The 19,480-nt window shown below is 74.5% G+C and carries 15 protein-coding genes; all 15 read right to left on the bottom strand.

Annotated features, from left to right (window positions below; genetic code table 11):
• Positions 1–201: 201 nt before the first annotated feature.
• On the bottom strand, positions 202–1,029 hold the full coding sequence (locus AC5L3Z_RS23545) for an ABC transporter permease (protein ID WP_494845080.1): 828 nt from the start codon (positions 1,027–1,029) through the stop codon (positions 202–204).
• A complete protein-coding gene (locus AC5L3Z_RS23550; RefSeq protein ID WP_494845081.1) occupies positions 1,026–1,970 on the bottom strand; it encodes an ABC transporter ATP-binding protein in 945 nt (314 codons plus the stop codon). The genes AC5L3Z_RS23545 and AC5L3Z_RS23550 overlap by 4 nt, the downstream gene beginning before the upstream one ends.
• A 138-nt stretch (positions 1,971–2,108) precedes the next feature.
• The gene (locus AC5L3Z_RS23555) at positions 2,109–2,783 is read right to left on the bottom strand and encodes a response regulator transcription factor (RefSeq protein WP_494845083.1); all 675 of its coding nucleotides are present in this window, start codon (positions 2,781–2,783) and stop codon (positions 2,109–2,111) included.
• Positions 2,780–4,003, bottom strand: a complete 1,224-nt coding sequence (locus AC5L3Z_RS23560) for a sensor histidine kinase (protein WP_494845084.1) — start codon at positions 4,001–4,003, stop codon at positions 2,780–2,782. The genes AC5L3Z_RS23555 and AC5L3Z_RS23560 overlap by 4 nt, the downstream gene beginning before the upstream one ends.
• A 155-nt stretch (positions 4,004–4,158) precedes the next feature.
• A complete protein-coding gene (locus AC5L3Z_RS23565; RefSeq protein ID WP_494845085.1) occupies positions 4,159–6,264 on the bottom strand; it encodes a ThuA domain-containing protein in 2,106 nt (701 codons plus the stop codon).
• A gap of 128 nt (positions 6,265–6,392) precedes the next feature.
• Positions 6,393–9,254, bottom strand: coding sequence for a PQQ-dependent sugar dehydrogenase (locus tag AC5L3Z_RS23570; RefSeq protein WP_494845087.1), 2,862 nt, complete (start codon positions 9,252–9,254; stop codon positions 6,393–6,395).
• Between the two features lie 335 nt (positions 9,255–9,589).
• Positions 9,590–10,657, bottom strand: a complete 1,068-nt coding sequence (locus tag AC5L3Z_RS23575) for a polyprenyl synthetase family protein (RefSeq protein WP_494845088.1) — start codon at positions 10,655–10,657, stop codon at positions 9,590–9,592.
• A complete protein-coding gene (locus tag AC5L3Z_RS23580; RefSeq protein WP_494845089.1) occupies positions 10,654–12,081 on the bottom strand; it encodes an alkaline phosphatase family protein in 1,428 nt (475 codons plus the stop codon). The genes AC5L3Z_RS23575 and AC5L3Z_RS23580 overlap by 4 nt, the downstream gene beginning before the upstream one ends.
• Complete coding sequence (gene eboE / locus AC5L3Z_RS23585; RefSeq protein WP_494845091.1) at positions 12,078–13,286, bottom strand: metabolite traffic protein EboE; 1,209 nt, start codon at positions 13,284–13,286, stop codon at positions 12,078–12,080. Before eboE ends, AC5L3Z_RS23580 begins: the two co-directional genes overlap by 4 nt.
• Positions 13,286–14,137, bottom strand: coding sequence for a TatD family hydrolase (locus AC5L3Z_RS23590; protein ID WP_494845092.1), 852 nt, complete (start codon positions 14,135–14,137; stop codon positions 13,286–13,288). Before AC5L3Z_RS23590 ends, eboE begins: the two co-directional genes overlap by 1 nt.
• A 1-nt stretch (position 14,138) precedes the next feature.
• Positions 14,139–14,780: an EboA domain-containing protein gene (locus AC5L3Z_RS23595; RefSeq protein WP_494845094.1), complete on the bottom strand. Its 642-nt coding sequence runs from the start codon at positions 14,778–14,780 to the stop codon at positions 14,139–14,141.
• Between the two features lie 57 nt (positions 14,781–14,837).
• Positions 14,838–15,686, bottom strand: coding sequence for a sugar phosphate isomerase/epimerase family protein (locus tag AC5L3Z_RS23600; RefSeq protein ID WP_494845095.1), 849 nt, complete (start codon positions 15,684–15,686; stop codon positions 14,838–14,840).
• Positions 15,683–16,558: an SCO3242 family prenyltransferase gene (locus AC5L3Z_RS23605; RefSeq protein ID WP_494845096.1), complete on the bottom strand. Its 876-nt coding sequence runs from the start codon at positions 16,556–16,558 to the stop codon at positions 15,683–15,685. Before AC5L3Z_RS23605 ends, AC5L3Z_RS23600 begins: the two co-directional genes overlap by 4 nt.
• Positions 16,555–17,703 (bottom strand): inositol-3-phosphate synthase, encoded by a 1,149-nt coding sequence (locus AC5L3Z_RS23610; RefSeq protein WP_494845097.1) that lies wholly within the window; start codon positions 17,701–17,703, stop codon positions 16,555–16,557. The genes AC5L3Z_RS23605 and AC5L3Z_RS23610 overlap by 4 nt, the downstream gene beginning before the upstream one ends.
• Positions 17,704–18,216: 513 nt before the next feature.
• Positions 18,217–19,479 (bottom strand): Gfo/Idh/MocA family protein, encoded by a 1,263-nt coding sequence (locus AC5L3Z_RS23615; protein WP_494845099.1) that lies wholly within the window; start codon positions 19,477–19,479, stop codon positions 18,217–18,219.
• Position 19,480: the final 1 nt, after the last annotated feature.

Raw genomic sequence — 19,480 nt, forward strand, 5'->3', positions numbered from 1 at the left:
GTGAGGGGGATTCCTGAACGGGACCGGGGCGAGGGTGGCCGGTGCACGGGCGGCCGCGCCGGTTCGCCGGTGGGTGCGGACGCACCTGGGCCCGACGGGTTGCGCCTCCCGTCGGGTCACCGGCGACCGTACGGTCGCCGCCCCCACTCTAGGACCGCCGGGGCCGGCGCGGAAGAGCCCGCACCGGCCCACGGCGGGCGCTCAGGCGTCGCGGCGGCGCAGCAGCACCACGGCCGCGCCGAGCAGGGCCACCAGCCAGCCGGCGAGAACCGCCAGGCCGGCGCCCGGGGAGAGCAGGTCCGGGTTGGACGAGATCGACATGAACGCCTGCCCGGCGTTCGACGGCAGGTACGGGGAGACGGCGTCGGACCAGCTCTCCGGCAGCAGCGAGATCAGCCCGGGCAGCACCAGCAGCAGCGCCACCACGCTGGTGATCGCCCCGGCGGTGTTGCGCAGCAGCGCGCCGAGCGCCATGCCGAGCACGCCGACCCCGGCCAGGTAACCGGCCGCGCCGAGAACGGCCCGCAGCACCCCGTCGTCGCCGAGGGAGATGCCGTCCGCGCCGAGGATGCCCTGCCCGCCGAGGAAGGTCAGCAGCGCGGTGGGCACCAGCACCGCCAGGGAGACGCCGGCGAGCACCGCCACCTTGGCGCCGAGCACCGGCCAGCGCTTCGGCACCGCGGCGAGCGAGGAGCGGATCATCCCGGTGGAGTACTCCCCCGTCACCAGGAGCACGCCGAGCGTGCCGATGAGCAGCTGCGCCAGGTTCACCCCGCCGAGGCTGGCGCCGAGCGGGTCGAGTGAGGACGGCCCGCCGGGCGGGGTGGGGCTGCCGGGTGTCGGCGGGTTCTCCGCCAGCACGGCGGAGAAGGCCAGACCCAGGCCGGCCAGGACGACCACCGTGGCGGCCAGCATGATCAGCGAGGAGCGCAGCGAGCGGAACTTGATCCACTCGGCGCGTACGACCCGCCACCAGGTGACGCGGGCGTCGGCGGGGACGGACGTGCGGATGAGGGTGGCCGAGGTCATCGGGAGGTCCTTCCGGCGGGGACGGACGGGGCGGCGGTCGGTTCGGCGGCGTACTCGACGGCGTCCCGGGTCATGGTCATGAAGGCCTCCTCCAGGGACGCCTCGGTGGCGGTGAGCTCGTGCAGGGTGAGGCCGGCCGCGGCGGCCCGGTCCCCGATCAGCTCCCGGCTCAGCCCGGTCACCTCCAGCAGTCCCGGCTCGCCACCGGTGACGGTGACGTCCGGGCCGACGAGCAGGTCCCGCAGCGCGCCGGCCTGCGGGGAACGCACCCGGACCGTGCGGCGCGACGCCGCCCGGGTGAAGTCGGCGACGGAGACGTCGGCGAGCAGCCGGCCCCGACCGATCACGATCAGGTGCTCGGCCGTCTGTGCCATCTCGCTCATCAGGTGCGAGGAGACGAAGACCGTCCGTCCCTCGTCGGCGAGCCCCCTGAGCAGTTCGCGGATCCACCGGATGCCCTCCGGGTCGAGGCCGTTGACCGGCTCGTCGAGCATCACCGTCCCCGGATCGCCGAGCAGCGCGGCGGCGATGCCGAGCCGCTGGCCCATGCCGAGGGAGAAGCCGCCGGCCCGCTTGCCGGCCGCCTCGTGCAGGCCCACCAGGTCGATCACCTCGTCGACCCGCCGGCGGCCGATGCCGGTGGTGGCGGCCATGGCGAGCAGGTGGTTGCGGGCCGACCGGCCGGTGTGCACCGCCCTCGCCTCCAGCAGCGCGCCGATCTCCCGCAGCGGGGCGGGGTGGTCGGCGTACCGGCGGCCGTTGACGGTCACCGTGCCGGCGGTCGGGGCGTCCAGGCCGAGGATCATCCGCATGGTGGTGGACTTGCCGGCGCCGTTGGGGCCCAGGAAGCCGGTGACGATCCCCGGTTTGACCTGGAAGGTCAGGGAGTCCACGGCGGTCTTGTCGCCGTAGCGCTTGCTCAGGTCGGTCACGTCGATCATGCGACCAACGATCGCCCGCGTACCCGGGCCGTGGCGTCGGCCGGGCGCGGACACCTGCGCCTACCGCGGCTGCGGTAGACCGGCGCCCCGCCTACCGCGCGACCGCCGGCGCCCGCGGGTCCGCGCGGGCCGGGCACCTCAGGGCGCCGGCGGCTCCGCGACCCGCACCAGCCCGCTCTGGTACGCGACCACGACGAGCTGGGCCCGGTCCCGGGCGCCCAGCTTCATCATGGCCCGGTTGACGTGGGTCTTGGCGGTGAGCGGGGAGAGCACCAGCCGTTCGGCGATCTGCTCGTTGGAGAGGCCGGCCGCCACCAGGGTGACCACCTCCCGTTCCCGCTCGGTGAGCACGCGCAGCCGTTCCGGGGTGGCCTGCGGCTCCGGTTGGGACAGGAACCGGGCGATCAGCCCCCGGGTGGCCCGCGGGGAGAGCAGCGCCTCACCGGCCGCCACGACCCGGATGGCCTCGATCAGCTCGGCCGGCTCCACCCCCTTGCCGAGGAAGCCGCTCGCCCCGGCGCGCAGCGCCTGGAAGACGTACTCGTCGACCTCGAAGGTGGTCAGGATCAGCACCCGCACGCCGGCCAGGTCGTCGTCGCCGGTGATCTCCCGAGTGGCGGCCAGACCGTCCAGCTCAGGCATCCGGATGTCCATCAGCACCACGTCGGCGCGGGTGCTCCGGGCCAGGTCGACCGCTTCCCGACCGGTGGCCGCCTCGCCGACCACGGTCAGGTCGGGGGCGGAGTCGACCAGCACCCGGAACCCGGCCCGGATCAGCCTCTGGTCGTCGGCCAGCAGCACCCGGATGGTCATCGGGCCTCCTCCTCGGGCGCGGGCAGCTCGGCGCGGACCAGCCAGCCGCCGCCGGGGCGCGGACCGGCGGCGAAGGCGCCGCCGACCGCCTCGGCCCGTTCCCGCATCCCGAGCAGCCCGAGCCCGGCGCCGGAACCCGCGATGTCCTCGCGCGGCGCGGCGGTGGACGGGTCGGCGACGGCGCCGTCGGGCCGGGGCGGGCCGTGGTCGCGTACCTCGACGGTGACGCCGTGGGGGTCGAAGCGCAGGCGGACCGCGACGGCCGCGCCGGGGGCGTGCCTGTGGGCGTTGGTCAGCGACTCCTGGATGATCCGGTAGGCCGCGACGTCGACCGCGGTGGGCAGCGGCCGGGGCTGGCCGGCGACGGTCCAGCGCACCGGCTGGCCGGCGCTGAAGCCCTCCACCAGGGCGTCGAGCCGGTTCAGGCTGGGCGCCGGTTCGGTGGGCGCGTCGGTCTCCTCGGCCCGGCGCAGCACCCCCAGCAGGGTGGCCAGCTCGTCGAGGACCGCCCGGGCGGCCGACCGGACGTGCCCGAGCGCCTCCTCGGCCGCGTCGGGCTGCCCGCGCAGCAGGTGCCCGGCCACCCCGGCCTGCACGTTGATCAGCGCGATCTGGTGGGCCACCACGTCGTGCAGCTCCCGCGCGATGCGCAGCCGTTCCTCGGCGACCCGGCGCAGCGCCTCCTCCTCGCGGGTCTGCTCGGCGCGGCGGGCCCGCTCCTCCAGCACCGCCACGTAGGCGCGGCGGCTGCGCACCGCGTCCCCGACGGCCACCGCGACGCCGAACCAGAGCAGCAGCACCACGACCGCCGGGTCGAGCCAGGCCACCCCGAGGGTGGCGACCGCCGCCGCGCCGACCGCGAGGGCGCTGACCACGCCGGCCACGGTGGCGGTGCGCCGGTCGGTGCGGGTGGCGACGGTGTACGCGGCGATGGCGACGGTGATCACGAACGGCCCCCGCGCGTGGCCGGAGAGCTGCGCGAGCACCACCGCGACGGTGGTCACCCCGAGCACCGGCAGCGGATAGCGGCGACGCAGCGCCAGCGCGCCGCAGCCGATGACGGCCAGCAGCAGCGCGGCGAGGGTGAGCGGGGCGCGGGGCGGCCCGCCCGGCGGTTCGACCGGCAGCAGGCTGGTCGCCAGCAGCGCGGCGGCCAGCAGCGCGTCGGCCCCCGTCGGGTGTGCCCGCGCCACCCGACGCCAGTCCGCGAGGTGCCCCATGCGGCCAAGGTACGGCAGCCGGCCGGCGTCGGACCTGGCACGTCGGACCGCCGCGCGCCGCGGCCGGGCTCGATCGGACCCGGCCGGAGCGGCACGGACCGCGGGGCCCCCGCCGTGGCAGGGGCCCCGCGATCGGGTGCTCATGTCGGGTCAGGTCAGGGCAGGGTCCACTTCTGGTTGGCGCCGGTGTGGCAGGTCCACAGGTGCACGGCGGTGCCGTCGGCGGAGTTGTTGCCCGAGACGTCGAGGCACTTGCCCGACTGCGGGTTCTTCAGCGTGCCGTCGGCCTGGGCGGACCAGTTCTGTGCCCCCGAGCCGTTGCACGTCCAGAGCTGGATCTTCGTGCCGTCGGCCGAGCCGCCGCCGGAGACGTCCAGGCACTTGCCCAGCGCCTTGACGGTGCTGTTCGGAGTCACCGTCCAGGTCTGCGCCGTGCTGCCGTTGCAGGTGTAGATCTGGATCTGGGTGCCGTCGGCGGTGCCGCTGCTGCGCACGTCCAGGCACTTGCCGGCCAGGCCCTTGATCGGGCCGGTCCCGCCGGTGCCGGACCCCTTCACCAGGGTGAAGTCGTCCACGTCGAAGAGCCCGCTACCCGAGCCGGTGAAGGTCAGGTAGAGGTTCTGCGTGCCGGACGGCACCCCGCTGAGGTTCGTCGTCACGTCGGCGTAGGTGGTCCAGCTACCGGTGTTCGGCACCGCGACCGAGCCGAGCACCGTGCCGGTGGTGGAGCCGGTACGCACCTGGATGGTGCCGCCCGCTCCGCCGGAGACCACCCGGGCCTTGAACGAGGCCACCCCGGTCAGGTCCACCCCGTTGTACGCGGCCCAGTCGCCCGGGTCGATGTAGCCGAGGGTCTGCCCACCGTTGGCGCCGGCCTTGGTGAACGGCTGGACCCCGCTGGCCGAGCTGAACGACTCGGCCTGGACGGTGGTGTTCCCGCCCGGAGTGGAGCCCAATTCCTTGATCCGGATGTTGCGGAACGACACGTCGTCGCCGTTGCCGTGGTTCTGGATGCCGATGTGGCCGGCGAGCGAACGGGCCGGGTTGGTGTTGGTGAAGTCGTTGATCTTCACCCCGTTGAGGAAGATCTGGAGGCGCTCCCCCTCGACGAGCAGCTCGTAGGTGTTCCACTCCCCCGGCGGGTTCAGCGCCGCGTCCCGCGCGGCTATGTCGGCGGACTTGAAGGTGTAGACGGCGCCGGTGGTGCGGTCGGCGGCGTCGGTGGCGTCGATCTGCACCTCGTAGCCGTTGTTGACCGCCGAGTACGGGTCGCTCGACGGCGGGAAGCCGATGAAGACACCCGAGTTGTCGTCCCCGGCGAGCTTCCAGTCCAGCTTCAGCGAGTAGTTGGTGAACTCCTTCGCGCTGTACCAGAGCATGCCCAGCCCGCCGACGGAGGTCAGCGTGGCGTCGGCGTTGGTGAAGCTGCCCGGCCCGGCCTGCGACCAGCCGGTGGTGGAGCCGTTGTAGAGCGCGGTGTAGCCGGTCTCCGCGCGGCAGTCGGCCTTGGTGCGGCCGGCCGCGTACCGGATGCCGCCGAGCAGGTGGGCCCGGAACGCCGCCTCCGAGTACGACGCCTGGGTGTGGCCGCCGCCGGTGTAGAAGGCCCGGCCACCGCTGTAGGTCTTGCACCAGGCGTGCGGGTGGTCGGCGCCCATCGAGCCGCCCGAGTAGGACGACTCGTCGAGGGTGGCCAGTACCCGGGCCGTGGACCGGGCGTTGGTGGTGTAGTTGTACCACTCGTCGGTGCGGGTCCAGGTCTGCGGCAGGTGGGCGGTGGCCGCGTGCGCCCGGTTCTCCACCTTGACGTTCGCCTGCTGGATGGCCGGGTGCGAGGCGAAGTACGCCCCGACCAGGTTGCCGTAGAACGACCAGTTGTACTCGGTGTCGGCGGCGGAGTGCACGCCGACGAAGCCGCCGCCGGAGCCGATGTACGACTCGAAGGCGGTCTGCTGGGTGGCGTTGAGCACGTCGCCGGTGGTGTTGAGGAAGACGACCGCCTCGTACTGGGCCAGGTTGCCGGTGGTGAAGGCGGCGGCGTCCTCGGTGGCGGTGACGGTGAAGCTGTTCGCCGCCCCCAGGTCACGGATGGCCTGGGTGCCGACCGCGATGGAGTCGTGGCGGAACCCGGCGGTCTTGGAGAAGACCAGCAAGTCGTACGGGGCGTCGGCGGCGGACGCCGGGCTGGCCGGGATGGTGCAGGCGACGGCGGCGAGGACGGCGGTGGCCGCGCCGAGGACGGGTCGGAGGAGTCTGCGCATGTCGCTCTCCTGACTGGTGCTGCCGGCGGAGGGCCGCGGGCTGCGGGGGTTGCGGACTGTCGAGCTGAGCGGGGTTGATCGGGGCCCCCGGCGCGGCGCGAGGCGTGGACCGGGGGCCCCGGGCGTGGTTAGGGCAGGGTCCACTTCTGGTTGGCGCCGGTGTGGCAGGTCCACAGGTGCACGGCGGTGCCGTCGGCGGAGTTGTTGCCCGAGACGTCGAGGCACTTGCCCGACTGCGGGTTCTTCAGCGTGCCGTCGGCCTGGGCGGACCAGTTCTGTGCCCCCGAGCCGTTGCACGTCCAGAGCTGGATCTTCGTGCCGTCGGCCGAGCCGCCGCCGGAGACGTCCAGGCACTTGCCCAGCGCCTTGACGGTGCTGTTCGGGGTCACCGTCCAGGTCTGCGCCGTGGAGCCGTTGCAGGTGTAGATCTGGATCTGGGTGCCGTCGGCGGTCGCCGCGTTGCGTACGTCGAGGCACTTGCCGGCGAGCCCGACGACCGGACCGGTCCCGCCGCCGCCGGCGCCCGTGGTGAACGTGAACGAGTCCAGGTCGAAGAGCGCACCGGCGCCGCCGGCGAAGGTCAGGTACAGCGTGGTGGTGCCGGCCGGCGGGCTGGAGATGGTGCCGGTGACGTTCTGGAAGGTCTCCCAGGAGCCGGTGACCGGCACGGTGGCCGAGCCGAGCACGGTGCCGGTGGCCGAGCCGGCCCGCACCTGGAGGGTGCCGCCGGCGCCGCCGGAGGAGACCCGGGCGCTGAAGGAGGTCACGTTGTTGATTCTGTACGGCTCGAACGCGATCCAGTCCCCGTTGTCGATGCTGCCGACGGTCTTGCCGCCCTCCGCCGTCGCCTTGCTGTACTGGGCGATGCCCGAGGAGGTCTTGTAGTGCTCCGCCTGCCGCTTCTTCGGCTGGAGGGTGTGCTGCTTGTGGGTGGTCAGCCCGCCCGCGTCGGTGTACTCGGCGTCGAAGATCGCGAAGATGTTCGCCGCGTCGTCGTGCTCACCGTCGACCGGGATGGTGATCGAGCCGGAGCAGCCGGTCTTCGAGGTGATCTGGTGACCGTGGCTGTCGTGGCCCAGCACGTAGGTCATCTTGACCTTGGTGCAGTCGATGGTGCCGTCCTCCGGGTCGGTCACCGTGATGCTGAACGGCACGGTGTCGCCGTAGTTGAACAACTGGCCGTTGCCGGGGCTGGTGATGGTGACCGTGGGGGCGGTGTTGCCGACCCCGATGGTCACGTTGGCGGTGCCGGTCGCGCCCTGCGGGTCGGTCACGGTCAGGGTGACCGTGTAGGTGCCGTTGCTGTTGAAGGTCTTGGTCGGGTTCGCCGCGGTGGAGCTGGTCCCGTCGCCGAAGTTCCACGAGTAGGTCAGCGTGCCACCCTCCGGGTCGGAGGAGCCCGACGAGGAGAACGCCACGGTCAGCGGGGCCGCGCCGGAGGTCTTGTCCGCCGTGGCGACCGCGGTCGGCGCGGCGTTGCCGCCGGCGATGTAGTCGTAGCGGTAGAGCGCCGAGTTGGCGTCGCCGTTGAAGTAGCCGGTGCCGTAGTCCAGGACGTAGAGGGCGCCGTCCGGCCCGAACGCCATGTCCATGACCTGCTTGCCGTTCCACGGGAAGTTCTCGATCGCGCCCGGCGAGCCGTCGCTGTTGACGTGGATCGGCTTGACCCAGCCCCGGCCCAGCTCACCGGCGAAGAACTGCCCGTCGAAGCCCTGCGGGAACTTGGTGGTGGAGGTCGACGAGGAGTTGTACCGGTAGACCGGGCCGGCCATCGGCGACTCGGAGCCGCCACCGAACTCCGGCGGGCTGCCGGCGTCGCCGGCGTACCGGATCCAGGCGGCCTTGGCGCCCGGGAGGGTGGTCAGGCCGGTGTTGCGGAACGAGTTGTTGGTCGGCCCGCCGGTGCAGTTGTACTTGGCCCCGGCCGAGTTGTTGGCGAAGTCCCACTCCGCGTACGTCTCGTTGGCGGTGTTGGTGCCGGTGCAGTACGGCCAGCCGTAGTTGCCCGGACCGGTGACCCGGTTGAACTCGACCTGGCCGCTCGGGCCGCGGCTGCTGGTGGTGCCGGCGTCCGGGCCGTAGTCGCCGACGTAGACGATGCCGGTGGCCTTGTCGACGCTCATCCGGAACGGGTTGCGGAAGCCCATCGCGTAGATCTCGGGACGGGTCTTCGGGTCGGAGTCGACGAACATGTTGCCCGACGGGATCGAGTACGTGCCGTTGGCGTTCACCTTGATCCGCAGGATCTTGCCGCGCAGGTCGTTGGTGTTGGCCGAGGAGCGCTGGGCGTCGTACGCCGGGTTGCGGTTGGTGCGCTCGTCGATCGGGGCGTAGCCGGAGGAGTCGAAGGGGTTGGTGTCGTCGCCGGTGGAGAGGTAGAGGTTGCCGGCGGCGTCGAAGTCGATGTCCCCGCCGACGTGGCAGCAGATGCCCCGGTCGGCCGGTACGTCGAGGATGTCGACCTTGCTGCCCGTGTTGAGGGTGAAGTCGCTGTTCAGGGTGTAGCGGGAGAGCCGGTTGACGCCCTGCCAGGCGGAGAAGTCGCTGCCGGTGGACGGCGCGTCGCCGGACGGGGTGGACAGCGGCGGCGCGTAGTAGAGGTAGACGTGCCGGTTGGTGGCGAAGTTCGGGTCCACCCCGACGCCCTGGAGCCCCTCCTCGTCGTGGGTGTAGACCGAGAGGGTGCCGATCACCGAGGTGGTGCCGCTGGCGTCGGTACGACGCACCGTGCCGTTGCGGGCGGTGTGCAGGACCGAGCGGTCCGGCAGCACCGCGATGGTCATGGGCTCGCCGACCTCGGCGGCGCCCTTGGCGAGCGTGACCTGCTGGAAGTCGGTGCCGACGATGGGGTGGGCCTGGGCCGGCGTGGGTCCGCCGAGGGCGGCCGGACCGGCCAGGCCGATCGTGCCGGCGGCCGCCACCAGGAGCAGGGCCGATGCGCCGGAGAACCATCGTCGGGAGCGGTGGGTGGTGTGGTCCTGTGTGGACATTGACTGTCCCTTCCTGACGGTGACTGCCAGGCGGGGCGCGCGCCGTCGCGCCGGATGCCGTGTAGGGGGGTTGCGGCAGGGCCGCCCGGGTGCCGCCCGGCCGGCCGTGACCTCCGGCCCGGGGCGGGGGCCGCGCACCGAAGGTCACCAGTCGATGGGTTACCGCGCCGCCGGTTCACCTCGACGAAACATGTTCGTGATGGCACGAACATTAAGGCGGATCGATTTGGCTGTCCATACCTTCTGCCGAACCCGTCCGAACTTTCGTTCATCCAGTTGAAAGTGGGCGGACACGCCAACGGAAGCGCCCTGCTCCCCGGGGGTGCCGCCCGATGTCAGCTCCGGCGGCGCACCGCCTGGTCGGCCAGGCCGGCCAGCGCCGTCCGGGCCGGCTCCCCCAGCGGCGCCCGGTCCAGGGCGGTCCGGGCGGCCTCGGCACGGACCTGGATCAGCTGTTCGATCCGGTCCCGGGCCCCCGTCGCCTCGATGATCGTCCGCAGCTCGGCGGCGCCGCTCTCGTCCAGGTCGGGGTTGCCGTGCAGGTCACGCAGCCGGGCGGTCTGCGCCCGGTCCGCGGCGTCCCGGGCCAGCGCCATCATCACCGTCGGCTTGCCCTCCCGCAGGTCGTCCAGCGCCGACTTGCCGGTCACCGCCGGATCACCGAAGACGCCCAGCACGTCGTCGCGCAGCTGGAACGCGTCGCCGAGCGGGTCACCGAAGTCGGTGAGCGCGGCGATCAGCTCCGGCTCCGCGCCCGCCAGCGCCGCGCCGATCTGCAACGGCCGGGTCACCGTGTACCGGGCCGCCTTCATCCGGATCACGGTGAGCGCGCTGGCCACCGAGCCGTCGCCGACCCCGGACACCAGGTCCAGGTACTCCCCGGCGATCACCTCGGTGCGCATCCGGGCGAAGACCGCGTACCCCCGGCAGACCTGGGCGGTGCTCAGCCCGCACTCGTGGAACATCTGGTCCGACCAGGCGGCGCAGAGGTCACCGCAGAGCAGCGCGGTGTTGCGCCCGTACGCCTCCGGGTCGCCCCGCCAGGCCGAGCGGGTGTGCAGGTCGGCGAAGAGCCGGTGCACCGACGGGGCGCCCCGGCGGCGGTCGCTGCCGTCGAGGATGTCGTCGTGGATCAGCGCGAACGCGTGGAACAGCTCCAGCGCCGCCGCGGCCACCACGATCGGCCGGTCGTCCCCGCCACCCGCGCCGCGCCAGCCCCAGTAGCAGAAGAGGGGACGCAGCCGCTTCCCGCCGGCCAGCACGAACCGGTGCAGGGCCGCGAAGATGCCCCGCGGCGCGCCGTCCGGCCAGTCCGGCCCCTGCCGGTCCAGGAAGGCCGCCAGCTCGGCGTCGAAGCGGTCCCGCAGCCCGCTCACGTCGCTCGGGGCCGCGGTGACGGTCACTTTCCCTCCCCGGGCCGTCCGGCCGGCGGGGTGGACCCGTCCGGCGCCAGCCCGGCCAGCTCCAGCAGCAGGCCCTTCACCTCCGTCGCCGCGATCCGGTCCCGGTCGGCGGCCGGGTCGGAGCAGAGCAGCACCGGGGCGTCCGCCGGGTCGGCGGGGAGCCGCCCGTGCGACCCCCGGACCGCCCGGGCGCCGGCGTCCAGCCCCACCACGCTCATCAGGTAGCGCATGCCGAGCTTCTTGCGGGCCAGCGCCACCGCCGCCCGGCGCTTCGCCGCCGCCGGCCCGGCCGGGTCGAAGAGCAGCTCAGCGGGGTCGTAACCCGGCTTCCGGTGAATGTCCACGTTGCGGGCGAAGTCCGGGGCGCGGTCGTCGTCCAGCCAGTAGTAGTACGTGAACCAGGCGTCCGGCTCGGCCACCAGCACCAGCTCACCGGCGCGCGGATGGTCCAGCCCGGCCGCCGCCTTGCCGTCGGCGTCCAGCACCTCGGCCACCCCCGGCAGCGCCGCGCAGAGCTTCGCCACCGCCGGCACGTCGGCCGGGTCGCGGACGTAGACGTGGGCCACCTGGTGGTCGGCGACCGCGAAGGCGCGCGACGTCCACGGGTCCAGGTACTCCATGCCGGCCTGGGTGTAGACCCGCAGCAGCCCCTCGGCGCGCAGCAGCCGGTTGACGTCCACCGGGCGGGAGACGTCGGTGATGCCGTACTCCGACAGCACCACCACCGTCGCGTCGCGCGCCCGGGCGGCGTCCAGCAGCGGCGCGAGCACCGCGTCCAACTCGGCCGCGGCCGCCGCCGCCCGGGGCGAGGACGGGCCGAAGCGTTGCAGGTCGTAGTCCAGGTGCGGGACGTAGACCAGGGTCAGGTCGGGGGCGTGGTCGGCGAGGATCCGCTCGGCGGCCCGGCAGATCCACGCCGACGAGGCCAGCCCGGCGCCCGGCCCCCAGTAGGTGAAGAGCGGGAAGGTGCCCAGCGCGTCGGTCAGCGTGTCGTGCAGCTCCGGCGGATCGGTCCAGCAGTCCGGCTCCTTGCGCCCGTCGGCGTGGTAGACCGGCCGTGGGGTGACCGTCCAGTCGACGTCCGCGCCCATCGCGTACCACCAGCAGACGTTGGCCACCGTCCAGCCCGGCTCGACCCGGCGGGCGGCCTGCCACAGCTTCTCCCCGCCCACCAGCGCGTGGTGCTGCCGCCACAGCAGCACCTCGCCCAGGTCCCGGAAGTACCAGCCGTTGCCGACGATCCCGTGCCCGGACGGCAGCTCCCCGGTGAGGAAGGTCGACTGCACCGAGCAGGTGACGGCGGGCAGCACCGTGCCCAGCTCCGCGGTGAACCCGGTGTCGGCGACCGCGCGCAGCCGGGGCATGTGCGCCAGCAGCCGGGGGGTCAGCCCGACCACGTTCAGCACCACCAGTCGCCGGCTCATCGCCGTACCCCCGCCGGTGCCGGCGCGGGACGGCCCGCCGGCGTGAGGCCCAGGGCGACCAGTTCGTCACGGGCGAACGCCAGCTCGGCGGCGATCCCGGCGGCCAGCTCCGCGTCGCCGCGCGGCCGCCGCGCCGCCGGCAGCACCCCCCAGGTGTACGTCTCGACGTCCAGGTGGTCGCAGCCGGCCACCGGTCCGGCGTAGAGCGCGGCCAGCGCGGCGCGCAGCACCGGCAGGGTCGAGGCCAGCGGTTCCTCGGGCGGGGCGTGCAGCGGCACGTGGTAGTGCACCCGCCACGGTCCGGGTGGCCGCCCGGCCAGGGCGGCGTCCAGGTCGTCGGCGGCGTACGCCGGGTCGGCGGGGTCGGCGGCGTGGGCGCAGCCGGCGGCCCGGGTCTGGTGCAGGAACCGCGGCTCCACCCAGCGCGCCAGCGCGGTCGCGGCGGCGTCCGGGTCGGCGGCCTCCAGGGCGGCGGAGACCTGGACCTTCACCACCGGCAGGGCGGCGGCGCGCAACCGGTCCAGGGCCGCCGTCGGCTCCTCCCAGGCGCAGGCGAGGTGGGCGAGGTCGAGGCAGACCCCGAGCCGGTCGGTGTCCATCCCGGCCAGCAGTGCGGCCGCCTGGTCGGTGCGCTCGACCACGCAGCCCGGCTCCGGCTCGAAGCCGACCCGGACCCGGCGGCCGGTGTCGCGCTCCAGCGCCGCCAGGCCGGCCGCGAGCCGGTCCAGCCGGCGGCGGGCGGCGTCGGCGCGCCCGGCGTCCCAGGGGTGCCGCCAGGCCAGCGGCAGGGTGGAGACCGAGCCCCGGGCCGCGTCGTCGGGGAGCAGGTCGGCCAGGACCCGGGCCAGGTCGAGGGTGTAGTCCAGCCGGGCGTCGGAGGTCCAGTCCGGCCGGTAGACCGCGCCCTTGACCACCGGCGCCTGGAACGCCGCGTACGGGAAGCCGTTGAGGGTGACCACCTCCAGCCCGCGCCCGGCCAGCTCGGCCCGCAGCCGGCCGCGGGCGGCCGGGTCGGTGGCGAGCTCGGCGGCGGCCGGCGCGGCCAGCCAGAGGCCGAGCCCGAGCCGGTCGGCGCCGAGGGCCTGCCGGACCGGCACGGCGTAGGTGTCCAGTTGGGCGAGGATGCCGGCGACGTCCTCCGCGGGGTGCACGTTGGTGCAGTAGCCCAGGTGCACGGTGCTGCCGTCGGCGTGCCGCAGCCGCATCACTCACCGCCGCGCAGGATCGAGTTGCCGGCGAAGGTGCCGGCGGCCGGGTCGAGGTCGGCGAGGTCGAGCCGGCCGGACTGCCCGTAGAACTCCACCGGGTTGCGCCAGAGCACCCGGTCGACGTCGTCGTCGGTGAAGCCGGCCAGCAGCATCGCCTCCCCGGTGGCCCGGGTCAGCAGCGGATCGGACCGACCCCAGTCGGCGGCCGAGTTGACCAGCATCCGCTCGGTGCCGTACACCCGCAGCAGCTCCACCATCCGCGGCGGCGACATCTTGGTGTCGGGGTAGATGGAGAACCCCAACCAGCAGCCGGTGTCCCGGACCAGCTTCACGGTGACCTCGTTGAGGTGGTCGAGCACCACCCGCCCCGGCTCGATGCCGGACTCGGCGACCACCGCCAGGCTCCGCTCGACCCCCCGGGCCTTGTCCCGGTGCGGGGTGTGCACCAGCGCGGGCAGGTCGTGGGCGACGGCCAGGGAGAGCTGGGCGGCGAAGGCCGCGTCCTCCTCGGGGGTCATCGAGTCGTACCCGATCTCGCCGACCGCCACCACGGCGTCCTTGTCGAGGTAGCGGGGCAGCAGGTCCAGCACCGGCCGGCAGCGCGGGTCGTTGGCCTCCTTAGGATTGAGCGCGACGGTGGCGTGGTGCCGGACGCCGAACTGCCCGGCCCGGAACGGTTCCCAGCCGATCAGGGAGTCGAAGTAGTCGGTGAACGAGGCCGCGCTGGTGCGGGGCTGGCCGAGCCAGAACGCCGGCTCCACCACCGCCCGGACCCCGGCGGCGGCCATCCGCTCGTAGTCGTCGGTGGTCCGCGACGTCATGTGGATGTGCGGGTCGAAGATGCGCATGTCACGCCTCCTGGGACGGTGGGCGGCCGGATCCGCCGCTGATCGGACCGGACCGGGCGGCGAGCCGGTCCAGCAGGTCGAGGGCGTCGGCGGGCATGGCGCGGCCGGCCGCCTCCCGCTCGGCGGCCAACCCGGCGAGCATCGCGGCGAGCCCGGCGTCGGCGCGCCCGTCGAGGTCGTGCACCACGGCCAGCGGCACGCCGGTGAAGACGCACTTGAGCACCGCCTGCCGCCAGGCCGCCGGGTCGAGCTGCCGGGAGTACGGACCGAGGGCGGCGGCGACCAGCCGGGTGTCGTTGGTGCGGAGGGCGTCGTGCAGCAGCGGCACCCCGGCCGCGCCGATCGGCAGCAGCGGCAGCGCCTTGAGCACGGCCCGCTTCTCGGCGGCGTCGCCGTGCCGGTAGAGCGCCTCGGCGTACCCGGCGTGGCCGGCGCGCAGCGCGGTCAGCAGCAGCGCCCGGGCCGCCTCGTCGGCGCTCCAGCCGGGCAGGTCGGCCAGGTCCCCCCGACCGCAGCGCCGGCCGGCCGCGGCGAAGGCGGCGGTGATCGTGGCGGGGTCGGCCGCGACCCGGCGCAGCGCCGCGTCCAGCCAGCCGGGATCGGGTACGCCCCGCAGCGCGGCCCGTAGTGAATCCGGTGTCATCCCGTCTCCTCTCTCGTGCTGCTCCGCAGGCACCTCGACGCGCCCGTCAGCTCTGCTTCACTCCCGACGACGACCGGTGTCCGCGGCGCGGAGGAAGTCGATGGACCGGGCGGCCACGGTCGGCGCGGCGTGCGAGTGCCGGGGCAGCTCCACCGCGACCAGCCCCCGGTAGCCGACCTCGGTGAGGGCGCCCAGCACCGGCGGGAAGTCGATCTCGCCGGCGCCGAACTCCAGGTGCTCGTGCACACCCCGGCGCATGTCGTCGATCTGCACGTTGACCAGGTGCGGGGCCACCTCGCGGACGCAGTCGGGCACCGGTTGCGGCTCCAGGCACCGACAGTGTCCGATGTCGAGGGTGACGCCGAAGCGGTCCGGGTCGCCGAGCGCGTGGCGCAGCCGCCACCAGCCCGCGATGTCCTCGACCAGCATCCCCGGCTCCGGCTCGAAACCGAGCGGCACGGCGGCCCGGTCGGCGGCCTCGACGACCGCCGCGCAGCCGGCGACCAGCCGGTCCCAGGCGGTCTCCGGCGCGACGGTGGCGGGGCGTACGCCGGCCCAGAAGCTGACCGCCTCGGCGCCGAGGTCGGCGCCGATCCGGACGGCCCGGCGGAGGAATTCGACGCGGCGGGCCGGCTCGTCGTGCAGCAGCGTGGGGGCGTGCTTGTGCCACGGGTCGAGCAGGTACCGGGCGCCCGTCTCGACCACCACCGACAGGCCCAGGGCCTCCAGCCGGCGGGCCACCTGGGCCACCCGCCCGGTCAGGCCGGGCGCGAACGGGTCGAGGTGGTCGTGGTCCAGGGTCAGCGCGACCCCCTGGTAGCCCAGCTCGGCGATGACCGCCAGGGCGTCGTCGAGCCGGTGGTTGGCGAAGCCGTTGGTCCCGTAGCCGAACCGCAGGCCGCTCATGTCGGGGAGAGCTTCCGGGCCAGCCGGCGAGCCAGCGGGGCGGCGGCGGCGACCGCCAGCCCGAGCGGCCCGGCCCCGGCTCCGGCGGTGAGCGCGCCCTGCAACGCGGGCAGCCCGGTGATGCCCGCGCCGACCGCGGCCCGGACCCGGCCGGCCGAGGGGTCGGCGACCACCCGGGCCTGCGCGCCGCCGTACCCGGCGGCGTACCAGCCGGCCAGCGCGGCCGGCAGCAGGGCGACGCCGGCCCGTGGACCCGCGGGGGTGCTCCGGCGGGAGGCCGCCGCGGCGAGCGCGACCAGCGCGGTGCCGGCGAGGGTACGCCGGGGCAACGCGGCGTCGGCGCCGGTGACCTCGCGGCGGGAGAGCGCGGTGACCGTCCAGGTGTGCGCGGCCACGGTCAGCGCCGCCGGCACCGCCCGGACCAGCCGCCCGCCGGACGCGCCGAGCAGCACGTCCAGCCCCCGGCAGGCGGCCATCACGGCCGGACCGGCGGCGGTGTTCTTCGCCGCCAGGTCGTACCCCCAGACGGCCGCGGCGAGCGGGAGCGCGACGGCGGCGGCGCGACGGCCACCCGCGGCGGCGGCCAGGCCGAGGCCGGCGGCGGTGAGCCCGGCGGCCAGGCCGACCGCGGTGGCCGGGGTGACCCGACCGCTGGGGATCGGCCGCTCCGGCCGTTCCACGGCGTCCAGGCCCCGGTCGGCCCAGTCGTTGGCGGCCATCCCGGCCCAGTAGAGCAGCACCGACGCGCCGGCCAGCCCGGCGGTACGCGGGCCGAGCACCCCGGCCGCGGCGGCGCCGGCGACCACGTCCCCCGGCACCGAGAGCGCGGCCGGCGCCCGGACCAGCTCGGCCAGGTCGGCGAGGGTGCTCACGCCGCACCCCCGGCGTGCAACCCGGCGGTGAACTCGACCAGCCGTTGCCACTGCTCGACCAGCGAGTGGGCGGGCGAGCCGAGCGGGTCCTTGAAGAAGAAGGCGAGTTCGGTCAGGGGGCCGGCCACGCCGGCGGCGTGCGCGGCGGCGGTGAGCCGGGCCAGGTCGAGCACCAGCGGCGCGGCCAGCGCGGAGTCGCAGCCGTGCCAGGTGAACTCCATCCGCATGCCGGTGCCGAGGAAGCCGGCGAAGGTGATCAGGTCCCAGGCGGTCTTGAAGTCGCCCAGCTCCTCGACGTACTCGATCCGGGTGCCGCCCTGCGGCAGGTAGCCGAGGGTCTCGCCGAGCACCCGCTGCTTGCTGTCCACCTTCGCCGCGTTGGCGGCCGGGTCGGCCAGCGTGGCGCCGTCGCCGCCGCCGAGCAGGTTGACCCCGGTCCAGGACCGGACGGCCAGGTGCCGCATCGCGAACATCGGCGCGAGCACCGACTTGACCAGGGTCTCCCCGGTCTTGCCGTCGTGCCCGGCGTACGGCAGGCCGCGCGCGGCGGCGAGCGCCGCCAGCGCCGGCAGCCGCAGCCCGGTGGACGGGGTGAAGTCGACGTACGGGCAGCCCGCCTCAACCGCCGCGTACGCGTAGAGCGAACTGGGCGGGAGCACCTCGTCCGGGCCGGTCAGCGCGGCCCGCAGGGCGGCCGGGTCGGCGTGCCCGGGGTGCGGTCGGGCGGCCGGTTCGGTGGCGGAGACGTTGACCACCACCACCCGGTCCAGCCGGTGCCGGTCACGGAAGGCGGTGAGGTCGGCGACGAGCGCGGCGGCCCGGTCGTGCTGGCTGCCCTCGGTGGGGGCGGCGCGCAGCTCCTCCTCGACCGTGGCGAGGTCCCCGGCGAGCGCGGCGGCCAGCCGGCCCGGCAGCACACCGGCGGCGGCCAACGTCTCGGCCCGTTTGGTCAGCGGGGTGGTGGCCACGTCGTGACCGCCGAAGACCAGGTCGGCGAAGGTCGGCAGAGCGGGACCCCGCAGCGCGGGCAGCTCGGTGACGCAGCCGGTCGGCCCGGTCAACCCGGCCCGCAGCGCGAGCCCCCCGACGATGCTGGTGGTCGCGACCGAACCGCGCGCCCCCACCAGCCAGACACCCGTACGCATGGTGCTCCTCCCGTCGGGAACGGAACCGCCCGTGCATTCGCTTACATGGATATCAGATGGTTCGTGGTAAAGATACCGTTCGATGGGGTGGGCCCCGTCCGCCCGAATGCCCGGGGTGACACCGGATCGGCGTCGGCGTCGGCGGTGCCGGCACCGGCCCGATGAGTCGGCCACTGTGGACGGACGGGGCTGGCAGGCAGGCCCGGTCGGCGTCTCGGCCCTGCCTCCCCCGCATCCGGTCGCGGGGCTGCGGTGACCCCGGACCGGACATCGAACGGCGGCGACCGTGGAGGGACCGGCCGGAGCCGGACCTCCCACGGGGGTCGCCGTGGGTGGTGGCGGTCCTCCGGTGCGGCCGGGGAATCCCGGTCCGGCCGCACCGGACGACCGTCGTACGCGTACGCCACCGGGCCTGAGCGACCCGGCCGCACGCCCCTCCGTCGCCGACCCCGGCCCGGCCGCGGGGCGCAACCGCGGCCGGTCCCTCGCCGGTCGGCGCCGGAGGTGGGCTGATCAGACGGCGAGCGCGGCCAACGCCGGCTCCACCTCCGTCCAGCGGGAGCCGAGCTCCGCCGACCGGGTCACCGCGTCCAGCACCAGCTGGACCTGCAACGCGTCGGCGAAGGACGGCGTCGGGTCGGCGCCGGTGGCGACCGCCTCGACGAAGTCGCGCATCTGGTGGGTGAACGAGTGCTCGTACCCGATGATGTGCCCCGGCGGCCACCAGGCCGACATGTACGGATGCTCCCCCTCGGTCACCAGGATGCGGGTGAAACCCTGCTCCCCGGTGGGCCGGGTGGCGTCGTAGAACTCCAGCTCGTTGAGGCGCTCCAGGTCGAAGACGACGCTGCCGAGGGAGCCGTTGATCTCCACCCGCAGGGCGTTCTTGCGACCGGTGGCGAACCGGCTCGCCTCGTACGTGGCCAGCGACCCGTCGTCCAACCGGGCGACGAAGACCGCCGCGTCGTCCACGGTCACCGTGCCGGTCGCCCGGCCGATCCCGTCGACCGAGGCGATCCCGTCGACCGAGCCGTGCCCGTCGACCGGACCGGCGCCGTCCACCGTGGCCGCCAGTCCGCTGGATCCGGCCGGCAGCGGCCGTTCCTTGACGAACGTCTCGGTGACCGCGCTGACCCCGGTGATCCGCTGACCCGTGACGAACTGGGTCAGGTCGATGATGTGCGCGCCGATGTCGCCGAGCGCGCCGGAGCCCGCCCTGTCCTTCTGCAACCGCCACACCAGCGGGAACTGCGGATCGACGATCCAGTCCTGCAGGTAGGCCGCCCGCACGTGCCGGATCACTCCGAGCCGGCCGTCGGCGATCAACTGCCGCATCATGGTGACCGCGGGCACCCGGCGGTAGTTGAAGCCGCACATGGACCGTACCCCCGCGGCTCGGGCGGAGGCCGCCGCGGCGGCCATCCCCCGGGCCTCGGCCACCGTGTTCGCCAGCGGCTTCTCGCAGAGCACGTGCTTGCCGGCGGCCAGCGCGGCGAGCGCGATCTCGGCGTGGCTGTCCCCCGGCGTGCAGATGTCGACCACGTCGATCGCGTCGGAGTTGACCAGTTCCCGCCAGTCGGTGGTGTACGCGTCCCAACCGAGCCGGTCCGCCGCGTCGGCGACCTTCCCGGCGTCCCGGCCGCAGATCATCGCCATCCGCGCCCGTGCCGGCAGGTCGTACACCCGGTTCACGGTGCGCCAGGCCTGCGAATGAGCGGCGCCCATGAACGCGTAGCCGACCATGCCGACCCGCAGTTCGCTGTGGTGAGTGGACAAG

Source organism: Micromonospora sp. LZ37 (assembly GCF_059359015.1).

Bases quoted from the DNA above. Each gene is read 5' to 3' on its own strand.
- AC5L3Z_RS23545 (WP_494845080.1), bottom strand. From the start codon at position 1,029: ATGACCTCGGCCACCCTCATCCGCACGTCCGTCCCCGCCGACGCCCGC.
- AC5L3Z_RS23550 (WP_494845081.1), bottom strand. From the start codon at position 1,970: ATGATCGACGTGACCGACCTGAGCAAGCGCTACGGCGACAAGACCGCC.
- AC5L3Z_RS23555 (WP_494845083.1), bottom strand. From the start codon at position 2,783: ATGACCATCCGGGTGCTGCTGGCCGACGACCAGAGGCTGATCCGGGCC.
- AC5L3Z_RS23560 (WP_494845084.1), bottom strand. From the start codon at position 4,003: ATGGGGCACCTCGCGGACTGGCGTCGGGTGGCGCGGGCACACCCGACG.
- AC5L3Z_RS23565 (WP_494845085.1), bottom strand. From the start codon at position 6,264: ATGCGCAGACTCCTCCGACCCGTCCTCGGCGCGGCCACCGCCGTCCTC.
- AC5L3Z_RS23570 (WP_494845087.1), bottom strand. From the start codon at position 9,254: ATGTCCACACAGGACCACACCACCCACCGCTCCCGACGATGGTTCTCC.
- AC5L3Z_RS23580 (WP_494845089.1), bottom strand. From the start codon at position 12,081: ATGAGCCGGCGACTGGTGGTGCTGAACGTGGTCGGGCTGACCCCCCGG.
- eboE (WP_494845091.1), bottom strand. From the start codon at position 13,286: ATGCGGCTGCGGCACGCCGACGGCAGCACCGTGCACCTGGGCTACTGC.
- AC5L3Z_RS23590 (WP_494845092.1), bottom strand. From the start codon at position 14,137: ATGCGCATCTTCGACCCGCACATCCACATGACGTCGCGGACCACCGAC.
- AC5L3Z_RS23595 (WP_494845094.1), bottom strand. From the start codon at position 14,780: ATGACACCGGATTCACTACGGGCCGCGCTGCGGGGCGTACCCGATCCC.
- AC5L3Z_RS23600 (WP_494845095.1), bottom strand. From the start codon at position 15,686: ATGAGCGGCCTGCGGTTCGGCTACGGGACCAACGGCTTCGCCAACCAC.
- AC5L3Z_RS23610 (WP_494845097.1), bottom strand. From the start codon at position 17,703: ATGCGTACGGGTGTCTGGCTGGTGGGGGCGCGCGGTTCGGTCGCGACC.